13 protein-coding genes are annotated in these 14,061 nt (G+C 72.4%); 1 reads left to right on the top strand and 12 read right to left on the bottom strand.

The window, feature by feature from the left end:
- The first annotated feature begins 120 nt into the window (after positions 1–120).
- Positions 121–1,392: an APC family permease gene (locus ACZ52C_RS08670; protein ID WP_469074001.1), complete on the top strand. Its 1,272-nt coding sequence runs from the start codon at positions 121–123 to the stop codon at positions 1,390–1,392.
- Between the two features lie 30 nt (positions 1,393–1,422).
- On the opposite strand, the gene ACZ52C_RS08675 is transcribed toward ACZ52C_RS08670, so the two are convergent.
- The 12 genes from ACZ52C_RS08675 to ACZ52C_RS08730 form a co-directional block, all read right to left on the bottom strand.
- The gene (locus tag ACZ52C_RS08675; protein WP_060883640.1) at positions 1,423–1,824 is read right to left on the bottom strand and encodes a YccF domain-containing protein; all 402 of its coding nucleotides are present in this window, start codon (positions 1,822–1,824) and stop codon (positions 1,423–1,425) included.
- Positions 1,821–2,684, bottom strand: a complete 864-nt coding sequence (gene htpX, locus ACZ52C_RS08680) for a zinc metalloprotease HtpX (RefSeq protein WP_316726313.1) — start codon at positions 2,682–2,684, stop codon at positions 1,821–1,823. Before htpX ends, ACZ52C_RS08675 begins: the two co-directional genes overlap by 4 nt.
- Positions 2,685–3,050: 366 nt before the next feature.
- The gene (locus ACZ52C_RS08685; RefSeq protein ID WP_469074002.1) at positions 3,051–4,622 is read right to left on the bottom strand and encodes an NADH-quinone oxidoreductase subunit N; all 1,572 of its coding nucleotides are present in this window, start codon (positions 4,620–4,622) and stop codon (positions 3,051–3,053) included.
- The gene (locus tag ACZ52C_RS08690) at positions 4,619–6,226 is read right to left on the bottom strand and encodes a complex I subunit 4 family protein (RefSeq protein ID WP_469074003.1); all 1,608 of its coding nucleotides are present in this window, start codon (positions 6,224–6,226) and stop codon (positions 4,619–4,621) included. The genes ACZ52C_RS08685 and ACZ52C_RS08690 overlap by 4 nt, the downstream gene beginning before the upstream one ends.
- 6 nt (positions 6,227–6,232) lie before the next feature.
- Positions 6,233–8,239 (bottom strand): NADH-quinone oxidoreductase subunit 5 family protein, encoded by a 2,007-nt coding sequence (locus ACZ52C_RS08695; RefSeq protein ID WP_469074004.1) that lies wholly within the window; start codon positions 8,237–8,239, stop codon positions 6,233–6,235.
- Complete coding sequence (gene nuoK, locus ACZ52C_RS08700; protein WP_469074005.1) at positions 8,236–8,676, bottom strand: NADH-quinone oxidoreductase subunit NuoK; 441 nt, start codon at positions 8,674–8,676, stop codon at positions 8,236–8,238. Before nuoK ends, ACZ52C_RS08695 begins: the two co-directional genes overlap by 4 nt.
- Positions 8,676–9,359: an NADH-quinone oxidoreductase subunit J family protein gene (locus ACZ52C_RS08705; RefSeq protein ID WP_469074006.1), complete on the bottom strand. Its 684-nt coding sequence runs from the start codon at positions 9,357–9,359 to the stop codon at positions 8,676–8,678. The genes nuoK and ACZ52C_RS08705 overlap by 1 nt, the downstream gene beginning before the upstream one ends.
- On the bottom strand, positions 9,356–9,934 hold the full coding sequence (locus ACZ52C_RS08710; RefSeq protein WP_469074007.1) for a NuoI/complex I 23 kDa subunit family protein: 579 nt from the start codon (positions 9,932–9,934) through the stop codon (positions 9,356–9,358). The genes ACZ52C_RS08705 and ACZ52C_RS08710 overlap by 4 nt, the downstream gene beginning before the upstream one ends.
- Positions 9,935–9,936: 2 nt before the next feature.
- Positions 9,937–10,905 (bottom strand): complex I subunit 1/NuoH family protein, encoded by a 969-nt coding sequence (locus tag ACZ52C_RS08715; protein WP_469074008.1) that lies wholly within the window; start codon positions 10,903–10,905, stop codon positions 9,937–9,939.
- Complete coding sequence (locus ACZ52C_RS08720; RefSeq protein ID WP_469074009.1) at positions 10,902–12,842, bottom strand: NADH-quinone oxidoreductase subunit C; 1,941 nt, start codon at positions 12,840–12,842, stop codon at positions 10,902–10,904. Before ACZ52C_RS08720 ends, ACZ52C_RS08715 begins: the two co-directional genes overlap by 4 nt.
- The gene (locus tag ACZ52C_RS08725; protein WP_469074010.1) at positions 12,839–13,477 is read right to left on the bottom strand and encodes an NADH-quinone oxidoreductase subunit B; all 639 of its coding nucleotides are present in this window, start codon (positions 13,475–13,477) and stop codon (positions 12,839–12,841) included. The genes ACZ52C_RS08720 and ACZ52C_RS08725 overlap by 4 nt, the downstream gene beginning before the upstream one ends.
- Positions 13,468–13,887 (bottom strand): NADH-quinone oxidoreductase subunit A, encoded by a 420-nt coding sequence (locus ACZ52C_RS08730; RefSeq protein WP_469074011.1) that lies wholly within the window; start codon positions 13,885–13,887, stop codon positions 13,468–13,470. Before ACZ52C_RS08730 ends, ACZ52C_RS08725 begins: the two co-directional genes overlap by 10 nt.
- Between the last annotated feature and the right edge of the window lie 174 nt (positions 13,888–14,061).

Here is a 14,061-nt window from a genome sequence, read left to right on the forward strand (position 1 = left end):
TGTGTTTCCCCCCACAGCGGCCGGGTGATCCGGCCGTGCCCGCTGTCTGTCCTGCCCTTGTTGTCCGTCAGGACGCCCGCATGACACCTGGTGGTTGCGCTGATCAGTAGGGTGCGGCGCATGACACAAGGCGGATCGGGCACCGGGCTGCGCCGCACGCTCGGGGTCGGCGACGCGGTCGTCGTCGGGCTCGGGGCGATGGTCGGCGCGGGCATCTTCGCGGCGCTGGGCCCGGCGGCGCGCGCCGCCGGGTCGGGGCTGCTCCTCGGACTCGGGATCGCGGCGGTCGTCGCGTACTGCAACGCGATGTCGTCGGCGCGGCTGGCGGCCGTGTATCCGGCGTCGGGCGGCACCTACGTGTACGGGCGCGAGCGGCTCGGGGAGTTCTGGGGGTATCTGGCCGGCTGGGCGTTCGTCGTCGGCAAGACGGCCTCGTGCGCGGCGATGGCGCTGACCGTGGGGGCGTACGTGTGGCCGGGGCAGGCGCACGCCGTCGCGGTGGCGGCCGTGGTGGCGCTGACAGCCGTGAACTACGGCGGGGTGCAGAAGTCGGCCTGGCTCACGCGGGTGATCGTGGCCGTCGTGCTGGCCGTCCTCGCCGCCGTCGTGGTGGTGTGCCTCGGGTCCGCCGAGGCCGACGCCGGGCGGCTGGACATCGGGACGTCCGGCGGCCTGGGTGGCGTGCTCCAGGCGGCCGGGCTGCTGTTCTTCGCGTTCGCCGGTTACGCGCGGATCGCGACCCTGGGTGAGGAGGTACGGGATCCGGCGCGCACCATCCCGCGTGCGATCCCGCTCGCGCTGGGCATCGCGCTGGTCGTGTACACGGCCGTGGCGGTGGCCGCGCTCGCCGTGCTGGGGTCCGGTGGGCTGGGGGCGGCCTCGGCACCGCTGGCCGAGGCCGTACGGGCGGCCGGGGTGCCCGGGATGGTGCCCGTGGTGCGGGTGGGGGCCGCCGTGGCCGCGCTCGGGTCGCTGCTGGCGCTGATTCTGGGGGTCTCCCGCACGACCCTCGCGATGGCCCGGGACCGGCATCTGCCCGGTGCGCTCGCCGCCGTGCACCCCCGCTTCCAGGTGCCGCACCGGGCGGAGCTGGCCGTCGGTGCCGTGGTGGCCGTACTGGCCGCCACGGTGGACGTGCGCGGCGCGATCGGGTTCTCGTCGTTCGGTGTCCTCGCGTACTACGCGGTCGCCAACGCGTCCGCGTGGACACTGAGTTCGGCGCCCGTCGCCCGGGTGGTGCCGGTGGTCGGCCTCGCCGGGTGCGCCGTCCTGGCGTTCTCGCTGCCCGCGTCCTCGGTGGGCGCGGGGGCGGCCATACTGGGCCTGGGGGCGGCCGTGTACGGCGTACGGCGGCTCGGTCGGCGCGCGGGGGCGGACCGCGCGCCGCGCTAGCGCCGGACGGCGGGAACCGTCGGGCAGGCCTCAGTAGGCGCGTGACGGGGCGAACGGCTGGTCGGAGCGGACGATCTCGCGGCCCAGGGGCATCAGCGAGACGGGGACGAGTTTGAAGTTGGCGATGCCGAAGGGGATGCCGATGATCGTGACGCACAGGACGAGGCCGGTGAAGATGTGCGTCAGCGCCAGCCACCAGCCCGCCAGGACCAGCCACAGGATGTTGCCCAGGCAGGAGGGCGCGCCCGCGTCACGGCGCTCGACGGCGCTGTACCCGAAGGGCCACAGGGCGTAGATCCCGATGCGGAACGACGCGATCCCGAACGGGATGCCGATGATCGTGATGCACAGAAGCAACCCTGCGAACAGATAGCCGAGGAAGAGCCAGAAGCCGCTGAGGATCAGCCAGATGATGTTCAGTACGGTCTTCACTGCGGGGGACCTGCCATCTTCTCGAGTCGGGCGATGCGTTCCGCCATCGGCGGATGTGTCGAGAACATCTTGGAGAATCCCCGGCCCGGCCGGAAGGGGTTCGCGATCATCATGTGGCTCGCGGTCTCGATCCGGGGCTCGGGGGGCAGCGGAAGCTGCTTCGTACCCGTTTCCAGTTTGCGAAGTGCACTGGCGAGAGCAAGTGGATCACCGGTGAGCTGGGCGCCGGAGGCGTCCGCCTCGTACTCCCGGGAGCGGCTGATCGCGAGCTGGATGAGGGACGCCGCGAGGGGGCCCAGGATCATGATCAGCAGCATGCCGAGGAGGCCGGGGCCGTCGTCGTCGTCCGAGCGGCCGATGGGGATCAGCCAGGCGAAGTTCACCAGGAACATGATCACGGAGGCGAGGGCGCCGGCGACCGACGAGATGAGGATGTCGCGGTTGTAGACATGGCTCAGCTCATGGCCGATGACACCGCGCAGCTCGCGCTCGTCGAGCAGGCGGAGGATGCCGTCGGTGCAGCACACGGCCGCGTTGCGCGGGTTGCGGCCGGTCGCGAAGGCGTTCGGGGCGTCCGTCGGGGAGATGTACAGGCGCGGCATCGGCTGGCGAGCCTGCATGGAGAGCTCGCGGACCATGCGGTAGAGCGCCGGCGCCTCGAACTCGCTGACCGGACGGGCGCGCATCGCGCGTAGAGCCAGCTTGTCGCTGTTCCAGTATGCGTAGGCGTTCGTGCCGAGGGCGACGACGACCGCGATGATCAGGCCCGTACGACCGAAGAGGCTTCCGATGACGATGATGAGTGCGGACAGTCCCCCGAGGAGTACGGCGGTCCTGAGCCCGTTGTGCCGGCGGTGCACGGTACGCCCTCCAGGTCGTGCGGCAGGGGAACCCTTTGCTCGCTGTTGCTGTCGACTCCACTTCTCAGTGGACCCTCCCGTACGGGTCAACGCCAGGCGGGGAGCGCGAGTTCCCTGGTGCGCGCGGCCCGGCCGCGGGCCGCGCGGGTGGGGGCGGGGGGCCGCGCGGGTGAGGGCGGGGCCGCGGTGCGCTAGGGGCTGTCGTCAAATTCCCGTCGTCGCCCGGAGAGCGGCCCCGCGGCGTCAGGTGCGTGCTCTCGGCGTGCCGGGCATACACCCTCGTACTGGATGTACTTGGGTGTATGCCCGGTGCGGCGAGAGTGCGTGCATGGCGTCGTGGGGCAGACGGGAATGTGACGACAGGCCCTAGAAGAGGCCGAGGTCGGCGAAGCGCAGGACGAGCTGGGGGGCGCCGGACAGGGCCACGGCGACGATGCCGGTGAGGACGAGGACCAGGGTGAGCGGAGCGGGGACCCGGTGCGGTGCGGGCGCGCCGGCGGTGTCGCCCTCGGGGGCGCGGAACAGCAGGGCCGTCCACTGGAGGTAGTAGAAGAGGGCGATCACCACGTTGACGGCCATCACGACGGCGAGCCAGCCGAGGCCCGCGTCCACGGCCGCCGAGAAGACGGTGACCTTGGCGAACAGACCGATGATCCCCGGCGGCAGTCCGGCGAGGCAGAGCAGGAAGAAGGCCAGCAGCAGCGCGGACAGGGGGCTCGACGCGTACAGGCCCCGGTAGTCGTCGAGCCGGTTCAGGGACCTCGTACGGCCGACGAGGGCGGCCACGGCGAAGGCGCCGAGGTTCACGGCGGCGTACATCAGGGCGTAGGCGACGGTGGAGCCGACCGCCTTCTCGGCGTCGGCGGTGTCGTCGGCGTAGGCCGCCGCCGCGATCGGGACGAGGAGGTAGCCGGCCTGGCCGACGGAGGACCAGGCGAGCAGCCGGACCGCGCTGTACGCGCGCGTGGAGCCCTGTTTCAGGGCGCCGAGGTTGCCGACGGTCATCGTGAGGGCGGCCAGCACGGCGAGGGCGGGGCCCCAGACGTCGGCGTACGACGGGAGGGCGACGACGGTGACGAGGATCAGCCCGGAGAAGCCGACCGCCTTGCCGACCACGGAGAGGTAGGCGGCGACGGGCAGGGGGGCGCCCACGTAGGTGTCGGGGACCCAGAAGTGGAAGGGGACGGCTGCCGTCTTGAAGGCGAAGCCGACGAGGGTGAGGACGACGCCGGCCTGGGTGAGGGTGTGCAGCTGGGCGTCGACGTCCTGGACGCGGTCGGCGATCTCGGTGAGGTAGAGGGTGCCTGTCGTGGCGTAGACGAAGCTGATGCCCAGGAGGCTGACGGCGGTGGCGGTGACGGACGACAGGAAGAACTTCAGGGCCGCCTCGGAGGACCGCCGGTCGCCCTGGCGGATGCCGACGAGGGCGAAGGCGGGCAGGGAGGCGACCTCCAGGGCGACGACGAGCGTCGCGAGGTCCCGGGAGGCGGGCAGGAGCGCGGCTCCCGCCGCGGACGACAGCAGCAGGAACCAGAACTCCCCTTCGGGGAGGTTCTTCCGGTCGTCCCTGAGGGCCGTCATGGACAGCAGGGCGGCCAGGAGGGCGCCACCGAGGACGAGGAACTGGATGACGAGGGTGAACCGGTCGGCGGTGTAGCTGCACACGCCCGGGTCGCCGGTCAGGCAGAAGGTGGCGCGGTCGGCGTCCAGGAGGGGCAGCAGGGCCAGCAGGGAGACGGCGAGGCCCGCGACGGAGACCCAGCCGAGCAGGGACTTCCTGCGGTCGTCGGTGAAGAGGTCGGCGACGAGCACGGCGAGGCCGACGACGGCCGCGACGGTGGGCGGCGCGATCGCGAGCCAGTCGACGGACTGGACGACCGGCTCGGCCAGGTTCTGGGCTGCCTGGGCCGGGACCGGCGGCTGGGCCAAGGGGCTCAACGGGTGCCTCCTGCGAGGAGCTGCTGCACGGCCGGGTCGGTCAGACCGAGGAGGGCCGCGGGCCAGAGGCCGGCGAGGACGGTGAGGGCGACGAGCGGGGTCCAGGCCGCGAACTCGTACGTCTGCACGTCCGCGAGGGCGTACGTCTGTTCGTCCGTGCGGCCCGGCCCCTCCTGAGGTCCCTTCGGGACCGCGCCCATGCAGACGCGGCGGACCACGATCAGCAGGTACGCGGCCGTGAGGAGCGTGCCGAACGCGGCGATCGTCATGAAGGTGAGGAAGGCCGGGCGGCTGAGGCCCTCGGCGGGCTCGAACGCGCCGAACAGGGCCAGCATCTCGCCCCAGAACCCGGCGAGTCCGGGCAGTCCGAGGGAGGCCACGGCGGCGAAGGCGAGGAGGCCGCCGAGGCGGGGCGCCCTGCCGTAGAGGGCGGCGCCGGTCTCCTGCGCGAGGGCGTCGAGGTCGGTGGTGCCGGTGCGGTCCTTCAGGGCGCCGACCAGGAAGAACAGCAGGCCGGTGATGAGGCCGTGGGCGATGTTGGCGAAGAGCGCGCCGTTCACGCCGGTCGGGGTCATCGTGGCGACGCCGAGCAGTACGAAGCCCATGTGGCCGACGGAGGAGTACGCGATCAGGCGCTTGAGGTCGCCCTTGGCGCCCTGCTGGGCGAGGGCGAGGCAGGCGAGGGAGCCGTAGATGATGCCCACGACCGCGAAGGCGGCGAGGTACGGCGCGAAGGTGCGGAAGCCGTCCGGGGTGATCGGCAGCAGGATGCGGACGAACCCGTAGGTGCCCATCTTCAGCAGGACGCCGGCCAGCAGGACCGAGCCGACGGTCGGGGCGGCGGTGTGGGCGTCCGGCAGCCAGCTGTGCAGCGGCCACATCGGGGTCTTGACCGCGAGCCCGATCCCGATCGACAGAACGGCGATGACCTGCACGGATGTGGTCAGCGCGGGGTGATTGTCAGTGGCGAGTGCCACCATGTCGAATGTGCCCGCCTTGATTCCGATCAGGAGCAGGCCCAGCAGCATGACCACGGAACCGAGCAGGGTGTAGAGGATGAACTTCCAGGCGGCCCGCGTGCGTTGCTCACCGCCCCAGCGGGCGATGAGGAAGTACATCGGGATGAGCACCGTCTCGAACGCCAGGAAGAACAGCAGCAGATCGAGGACGGCGAAGGTCGCGAGGGTGCCGGACTCCAGGACGAGCAGCAGGGCGACGAAGGCCTTCGGGGACGGGCCCGCGGGCATCTTGAAGTAGGAGTAGAGCGCGCAGAGGAAGGTCAGCAGCGCGGTCAGGACCAGGAGGGGGAGGGAGATGCCGTCGATGCCGAGGTGGATGCGCACGTCGAGTGCCGGAATCCAACTGATGTCCGTGCTGGCCTGCATCTTCGACGGCTGGTCGTGGTCGAAGCCGAGCGCGAGGACGATCGCGGCGATGAGCACCGCACCGGTCACGGTGATCCCGTGGCGGAGCACGGCCTGCTCGGGTGACTTCCCCTTCAGTCCGGGCGGGGCCGGCAGGAGAGCGGCGGCGGCGCCGAGGAGCGGGCCGACGACGATCAACGCCAGAAGGACCTGCATCACGGACTCGTTGATATCGATCACGCCTGCTCACGCTCCCGTGGCGACGACGAGGGCGGCGACCACCAGGACGACGGTGCCGGCGAGCAGCGCGCTCACATAGGTCTGGACGTTGCCGGTCTGGGCCTTGCGTACGGCCGCGCCCAGCAGGCGGGGCAGGGCGCCCGCGCCGCTCACATAGGTGTCGACGACCTCGCGGTCGAGGAACCGGACGAGACGCGCGCCGGCCAGGACCGGGCGGACGAAGAGGGCCGAGTAGACGGCGTCGAGGTGGAAGCCGGCGGCGGCGTGGCGGTGCAGCGGGCCGAGCAGGAGGCGGCCCGGGTCCGCCGGGTCGGGTGCCGAGGCCACGTCGCCGTAGGCGGGGGTGTGGCTGGCGATGGCCTCCGCCTCGACGGTGCCGGCGTCCGCGTCGGGGTGGGCCGCGACCGCGCCCAGCGGTGGGTGGGCCACGGCCGTGGTGTACCGCCAGGCCGCGTAGGTCGCCAGAGCGCCGATCAGGGCGGCGCCCGTGCCGAGGACGGACGTGGTGAGGGTGGGGGCCAGGTCGTCGCCGTCGAACCAGTCGGGGAGCCTGCCGTAGGCGAGTGCGCCGAGGGCGAGAGACGGGACGGCGAGTACCCAGAGGACGACCGTCATGGTGAGCGGCTGACGGCCGTGGTCGGGGGCCTCGGTGCCCTCGCCGCGGAAGGCCAGCAGCCACAGCCGGGCGGCGTACGCGGCGGTGAGCAGGGCCGTGAGGACACCGGCGACCAGGACGGTCCAGCCGGCGGCGGCCGGGACGTGGTCGACGGGGCCCGTGACGGTGTGCCCGGTGGCGGCGTGCTCGGCGGCTCCGAGGACGGACTCCTTGGAGAAGAAACCGCTGAAGGGCGGGATCGCCGCGAGGGCGAGCAGCGCGACGGTCATCGTCCAGAAGGCGTCGGGGACGCGGGCGCGGAGGTGGCTCATGCGGGACATGGCGGCCAGGGAGTTGGTGCCGGACGCGTGGATGATCACGCCGGCCGCGAGGAACAGCAGCGCCTTGAAGGCGCCGTGCGAGAGGAGGTGGAAGACGGCGGCGCCACGGTCGGCGACGGCGAGGGCGCCGGTCATGTAGCCGAGCTGGCCGATCGTCGAGTAGGCGAGGACGCGCTTGATGTCGTCCTGGGCGAGGGCGGCGAGGCCCGAGCCCGCCATGGTGAGCGCGGCCATGACGGCGAGGACGATCAGGGCCGCCGCGGAGGCGGCGAAGACCGGGAGGAGACGGGCGACGAAGTAGACACCGGCGGCGACCATCGTCGCGGCGTGGATCAGCGCGGAGACGGGCGTGGGGCCCGCCATCGCGTCGGGCAGCCAGGTGTGGAGGGGGAACTGGGCCGACTTGCCGGCGACTCCGGCGAGCAGCAGGAGGGCGACGAGCGTGGGGTGGTCGAGGCCGCCGTCGGCGACGGTGGCGAGGATCCGCGTGATGCGGAACGACCCGGCGTCCGTGGCGAGGGCGAACAGACCGATCAGGAAGGGGACGTCACCGAGCTTGGTGACCAGGAAGGCCTTCAGGGAGGCGGCGCGGGCCTCCGGGGTCTCCCAGTAGTGGCCGACCAGGAAGTACGAGCAGATGCCCATGATCTCCCAGCCGACCAGAAGCACCATCAGGTCGCCGGAGTAGACGACTAGGAGCATCGCGGAGGTGAAGAGGGAGACGAGGGCGGCGTAGGAGGGGTACCGGGGGTCGTCGCGGAGGTAGCCGGTCGAGTAGATCTGCACACAGGTGGCGACCAGGCCGACCAGGACGGCGACGAGGGCGGCGAAGCCGTCGATGTACAGGGCGAGGTCGATCGGGACCGAGCCGGTGGGGGTGAGCTGGGTGGCCGCCTCGGCGGCGCGGTCGCCGCCCTGGCGCACGGCGACCAGGACGGCCAGGGCGAAGGCCGCCAGGGTCGGCAGTACGGCGAGGGGGCGGACGAAGCCGGGGGCGGTGCGGCCGAGGAGCAGGCCGGCGGCGGCGCCGAGGAACGGGAGGAGGGGGACGAGGACGGCGAGGGTGGTCGTGGTCACGCGGTGGCCTCAGCCTTCTCGCTCCGCTCGGGGCGGCCGGGCAGACCGTGCGCGCGGGTGCCGTCGGGGCCGGGGGTGGCGTCGGGGTCCGGGCCCGGGGTGCCGTCGGGGTCGTCGGGGTGCTCGGCGGTGTCGCGGAGCTTGTCGATGTCGGCGGTGCCTCGGTTGCGGTGGACCGCGAGGACGATCGCCAGGCCGATGCCGATCTCGGCGGCGGCGATGGTGATCGTGAACAGGGTCAGGGCCTGGCCGGAGTGCAGGGTCTCCTCGGCGGTCCTGCTGAGCCAGACGTCGAAGGCGACGAGGTTGAGGTTGACCGCGTTGAGCATCAGTTCGACGGACATCAGGACGAGGATCGCGTTGCGGCGGGCGAGGACGCCGTACAGGCCCGTGCAGAAGAGGAGGGCGGAGAGCACGACGGGATAGGCGAGGTGCATCAGCTTGCGCCTCCCTTCGCTGACTCGGGTCCAGTGGGGTCGGCGGGGGCCTTGGGCGGGCGGGTGGCCTTGGGCGGGCGGGTGGCCTTGGGCGGGCGGGTGGCCTTGGGCGGGCGGGTGGCTTTCGGGTCGGTGGGGGGCGCTTCCGCTTTCGCCTTGCGGGACAGGACGATCGCGCCGACCAGGGCGGCCAGCAGGAGGACGGAGAGCGCCTCGAAGGGGAGGACCCAGTGCCGGAAGAGGCTCTCGCCGGTGGCCTTCGTGGAGCCGGCGGCCGGGCCGTCCAGGTCGATCCAGGTGGCGCGGAAGGCGTCGACCACGACCCAGACGAGGGCGGCGGCCGAGGCGACGGCCACCGTGAGGGCGGCCCAGCGGTTGCCGGAGTCGGCGTCCGGGGAGCGGCCGATGGGGGCCTTGGTGAGCATCAGTCCGAAGAGGAGGAGGACGACGACGGAACCGACGTAGATGAGGACCTGCACCCAGGCGATGAACTCGGCGGTGAGCAGGAGGTACTCGACGGCGAGGCCGCCGAGCGCCACCACCAGCCACAGGGCGGCGTGCACCAGCTGCCGGGTGGTGACGGTGACGAGCGCGGCGCCGAAGGTGACGAGGCCGACGAGGACGAAGGCGATCTCGACCCCCGTCGGGGAGAGGAAGCCCTGCGGTGCCTGGGAGAGGGTCATGTGGCTTCTCCCTCGGTGTCGGCCGGCTCGCTCCGGGTGGCCTGGGTGGCCTGGGTGGCCGCGAGCTTCTCGGCGGTCTTGCGGGCGGCGGCCAGTTCCTTGGGTTCCTCGGCGGCGGGGTCGAGGGCCGGGGGCGAGGGGACGGTCCACATCCACTCGCGGAGCTTGTCGCGCTCGTGGGTGAGTTCGTGGATGTCGGTCTCCGCGTACTCGAACTCCGGGGACCAGAAGAGGGCGTCGAAGGGGCAGACCTCGATGCAGATACCGCAGTACATGCAGAGGGAGAAGTCGATGGCGAAACGGTCCAGGACGTTGCGGCTGCGCTCACGGCCGCCGGGGGCCGCGGGCGGGACGGTCTCCTTGTGGGAGTCGATGTAGATGCACCAGTCCGGGCACTCGCGGGCGCACAGCATGCAGACCGTGCAGTTCTCCTCGAAGAGCCCGATGACGCCGCGGGTGCGGGGCGGGAGTTCGGGCTGGACGTCCGGGTACTGCTCGGTGACGGTCTTGCGCGTCATCGTGCGCAGGGTGACGGCCAGACCTTTGGCGAGGCCGCTGCCGGGGATGGGGGCCATGGTTACCGGATCACCACCTTGACGATGCCGGTGAGGGCGATCTGGGCGAGGGAGAGGGGGACGAGGAGGGTCCAGGAGAGCTTCTGGAGCTGGTCCTCGCGCAGACGGGGGTAGGTCACGCGGAGCCAGATGACGACGAAGGCGAGGACGGCGGTCTTCAGGAGGGTCCAGACCCAGCCGAGGCCGTCGGCGCCCCAGGGGCCGTGCCAGCCGCCGAGGAAGAGGACGGTGGTCAGGCCGCACAGGACGACGATGCCGGCGTACTCGGCGAGGAGGAACAGTGCGAAGCGGAGGCCGGTGTACTCGGTGTAGGCACCGAAGATGATCTCCGAGTCGGCGACGGGCATGTCGAAGGGCGGGCGCTGGAGTTCGGCGAGACCGGCGACGAAGAAGACGAGCGCGCCGACGATCTGCCAGGGCAGCCACCACCACTCGAAGGCGTCGACGATGCCGACTAGGGAGACGGTGCCGGCGGCCATCGCCACGGAGGCGGCCGTGAGCAGCATCGGGAGTTCGTAGGCGAGGAGCTGGGCGGCGGTGCGCAGGCCGCCGAGGAGGGAGAACTTGTTGGCGGAGGCCCAGCCGGCCATGAGGGAGCCGAGGACGCCGACGCCCATCACGGCGAGGACGAAGAAGACGCCCGCGTCGATGACCTCGCCGACGGCGCCCTCGCCCGGGCCGATCGGGATGGCGAGGAGGACGAGGAGGTAGGGCAGGAGGGCGACGGCGGGGGCGAGTTGGAAGACCCGGCGGTCCGCGCCGGCCGGGACGATGTCTTCCTTCTGGGCGAACTTGACGCCATCGGCGACGAGTTGGGCCCAGCCGTGGAAGCCGCCGGCGTACATGGGGCCGAGGCGGCCCTGCATGTGGGCCATCACCTTGTGCTCGGTCTGGCCGATGATCAAGGGGAAGGTCAGGAAGACGACGAAGACGATGAGGAGTCGCAGGGCGACGTCCAGAGCGTCGGTCACTGCGCGCCTCCTGTGGGGGGTTCGGGGCCGAAGTCGGGTTCGGGTTCGGGCTCGGGCTTGGGTTCGGTGGTGCGGCCGGGGGCGGGCGTTCCGTTGTCGTCGGGGGTGCCGGGTGACTCGGGCTCAGGCGACTCGGGCTCGGGCCGAGGGGCGGGTTCAGGCTGTGGGGCCGCCTCGGGCTCAGCGCGTGGCTCGGGCTGGGGCGACTCGGGCTCGGGCCGAGGGGCAGGCTCGGGCTCGACCTTGGGCTCAGCGCCTGGCTCCGGCGCGGGCGCGGGCGCTGGCTTGGGCGTCTCGGTCGAGGACTCGGGCGTCGGCCCGGACGTCGGCTCCGCTCCTGTCTTCGCACCCGCCTCCGGGTCGGTCCTCGACTGCGGGTCGGTCTTCGGCTCGGCCTTCGACTTCGCCTCCGCCGCTGCTCCCGCACCCGCACCCGTCTCTGCCTTCGCCTTCGCCTCAGGCTCCGGCTCCGGCGTCGGGGTGTCGAAAGCGGGGCGGGCGTGGTGCCAGGGGGCGTCCGGGCTGCCCGAGGTGCGGCGGGGCCGGGGCGAAGGGGCAGGGATGGCGCGCTGGCTCGCCGAGCCTTCCGACGCGGTGCGGGCGCGACGCGAGGGCGTGGCGGCGGGAGGGGGGCCGGCCGAAGCGTCCGAAGCGGCGCCCGCAGCCGTTTGGCTCGCCGAACCCTCCGCCGCCGAGCGGGTACGGCGCGGGGGCTGCCCGGACGCCGGCGGCGGGCCGGTCGAAGCGTCCGGAGACGTACCCCCCGCCGACTGACTCGCCGAACCCTCCGCCACCGAACGCGTGCGACGCGCCGGGCCGACCGGAGCATCCGGAGACGTACCCCCCGCCGACTGACTCGCCGAACCCTCCGCCGCCGAACGCGTGCGACGCGACGGGCCAGCCGGAGCATCCGAAGTCGTACCCGCCGCCGACTGACTCGCCGAACCCTCCGCCGCCGAACGCGTGCGACGCGACGGGCCGACCGGAGCATCCGAAGACGTACCCCCCGCCGACTGACTCGCCGAACCCTCCGCCGCCGAGCGGGTACGGCGCGGGGGCTGCCCGGACGCCGGCGGCGGGCCGGCCGGAGCGTCCGAAGTCGTACCCCCGGCCGACTGACTCGCCGAACCCTCCGCCGCCGAACGGCTGCGGCGCGGCGGCTGCCCCGACACTGGCGGCGGGCCGGCCGGAGCGTCCGAAGTCGTACCCGCCGCCGACTGACTCGCCGAACCCTCCGCCGCCGGGCGGGGGTGGCGCGGGGGCTGTTCGGGCTGCGGCGGCGTGGGGGCGTCCGGGGTCGGGGTCCGGCCGGTCGTTGCTGTGCGTGTGCGGCGGGCCGGGCGGTCGGTGGCCGCGCCTCGGGCGGGGGGTGGGGGGAGTTGGCCCTTGAGGGGGCCCCACTCGTTGGGGTCGGGGACGCCGGGCGGGAGCATCTGGCGGCGTTTCGGGCCGGCCGCGGACTCCCCCGGTTCCTTCGCCCCGGGCCAGGCCTTGGCCACCCGGGCGGCCAGGACGAAGTCCTTGCGCAGGGGGTGGCCCTCGAAGTTCTCCGGGAGGAGGAGGTGGTCCAGGCCGGGGTGACCCTCGAAGCGGACGCCGAACATTTCGTGGGTTTCGCGTTCGTGCCAGGCGGCGCCCGCGTAGATGTCGACGGCGGTCGGGAGGACCGGGGAGGTGTGGGGGATCGTCGTGCGGAGGAGGAGGCGGCGGACCGGGGACAGGGCCACCACGTGGGCCGAGACGCGGAAGCCCGTGCCGGGCTCGTCCACCGCGCTCAGCCAGTCGAAGTACGTGCAGCCCAGGGTGGAGCGGGCCGTGCGCAGCGCCTCGGTCCAGGAGGCGGAGGGGACGTCCACGGTGAGGACGTCGTAGGACTCCTCGGCCGTGGCCTCGGGTCCGAAGAGCTCCTCGACGGGGGCGGGCAGCCAGCCGGTCATTTGTCCCCCGATTCGGCCGGTCCGGCCTCGGTCGCCGGCGGCTTCACCAGCGCGCTCCGCAGCGCCGTCGTCGAGGGGCGGGGCGTGGTGCCGTAGCGCTCGCCCAGGGACTCCCGGGCGATCTTCTCCTGGAGTTTCAGGATGCCCTGGAGGAGGGCCTCGGGGCGGGGCGGGCAGCCGGGGACGTAGACGTCGACCGGGATGATCTGGTCGACGCCCTTGGTGACGGAGTAGGAGTCCCAGTAGGGGCCGCCGCAGTTCGAGCAGGCGCCAAAGGAGATGACGTACTTCGGCTCGGGCATCTGCTCGTACAGGCGCTTCACGGCCGGGGCCATCTTGTCCGTCACCGTGCCCGAGACGACCATGAGGTCCGCCTGCCGGGGGCCGGGCGCGAAGGGGATGACGCCGAGGCGGATGAAGTCGTGGCGGGCCATGGACGCGGCGATGAACTCGATCGCGCAGCAGGCGAGGCCGAAGTTGAAGACCCAGAGCGAGTAGCGGCGGCCCCAGTTCAGGATCACCTTCATCGGCTCGGGGGCGAGGCGGGCGAGCGCGCCCAGCCGCTTCGGCTCCGGGAGGAGGACCGGCTGTGCGGCATCCGGCTCCGGGGGGTTCACTTCTGGCGTCACGTCCATGCCAGGACGCCCTTCTTGTATGCGTAGAGCAGGCCCACGGCGAGGAACCCGAGGAAGACGAACATCTCGACGAGGGTGGTCGCTCCGTAGCCGGGATCGGCGAAGACGGTCGCCCAGGGGAAGAGGAAGATCGAGTCGATGGCGAAGATGACGTAGAGGAAGGCGTAGACGTAGTAGCGGACCTGGGTGTGGGCCCAGCCCTCGCCGACGGGGTCGACGCCGCACTCGTACGTCAGGAGCTTCTCCCGGGTGGGGACCTCGGGGCGCAGCAGCCGTCCCGCGCCGAAGGCGACGCCGACGAAGAGCACGCCCACGGCGGCGAGCAGTCCGACCACCGAGTAGGACTGGAAGTAGTCCGCCGCTACGGCGACGCCCGTCTGCGCCGCTACGGCGACGGTCGGTTCCGGCACGTCCGTCCCTCGCTCCCTGGCCTGGCGATACGTACGTACGGGATGCGGACGCCGTACGTGCGTCGCTGTTCGACGATCTGTACGCACGGGAGTCTAGGCCCTGCTAAAGAGAGCGTAAGCAGCCCGTCACAGGTCGGCATGCCCGGGTGCCGCCGTGATCGGGCCGGGAGGGGG

It is taken from the genome of Streptomyces sp. NPDC034049 (genome assembly GCF_055575575.1).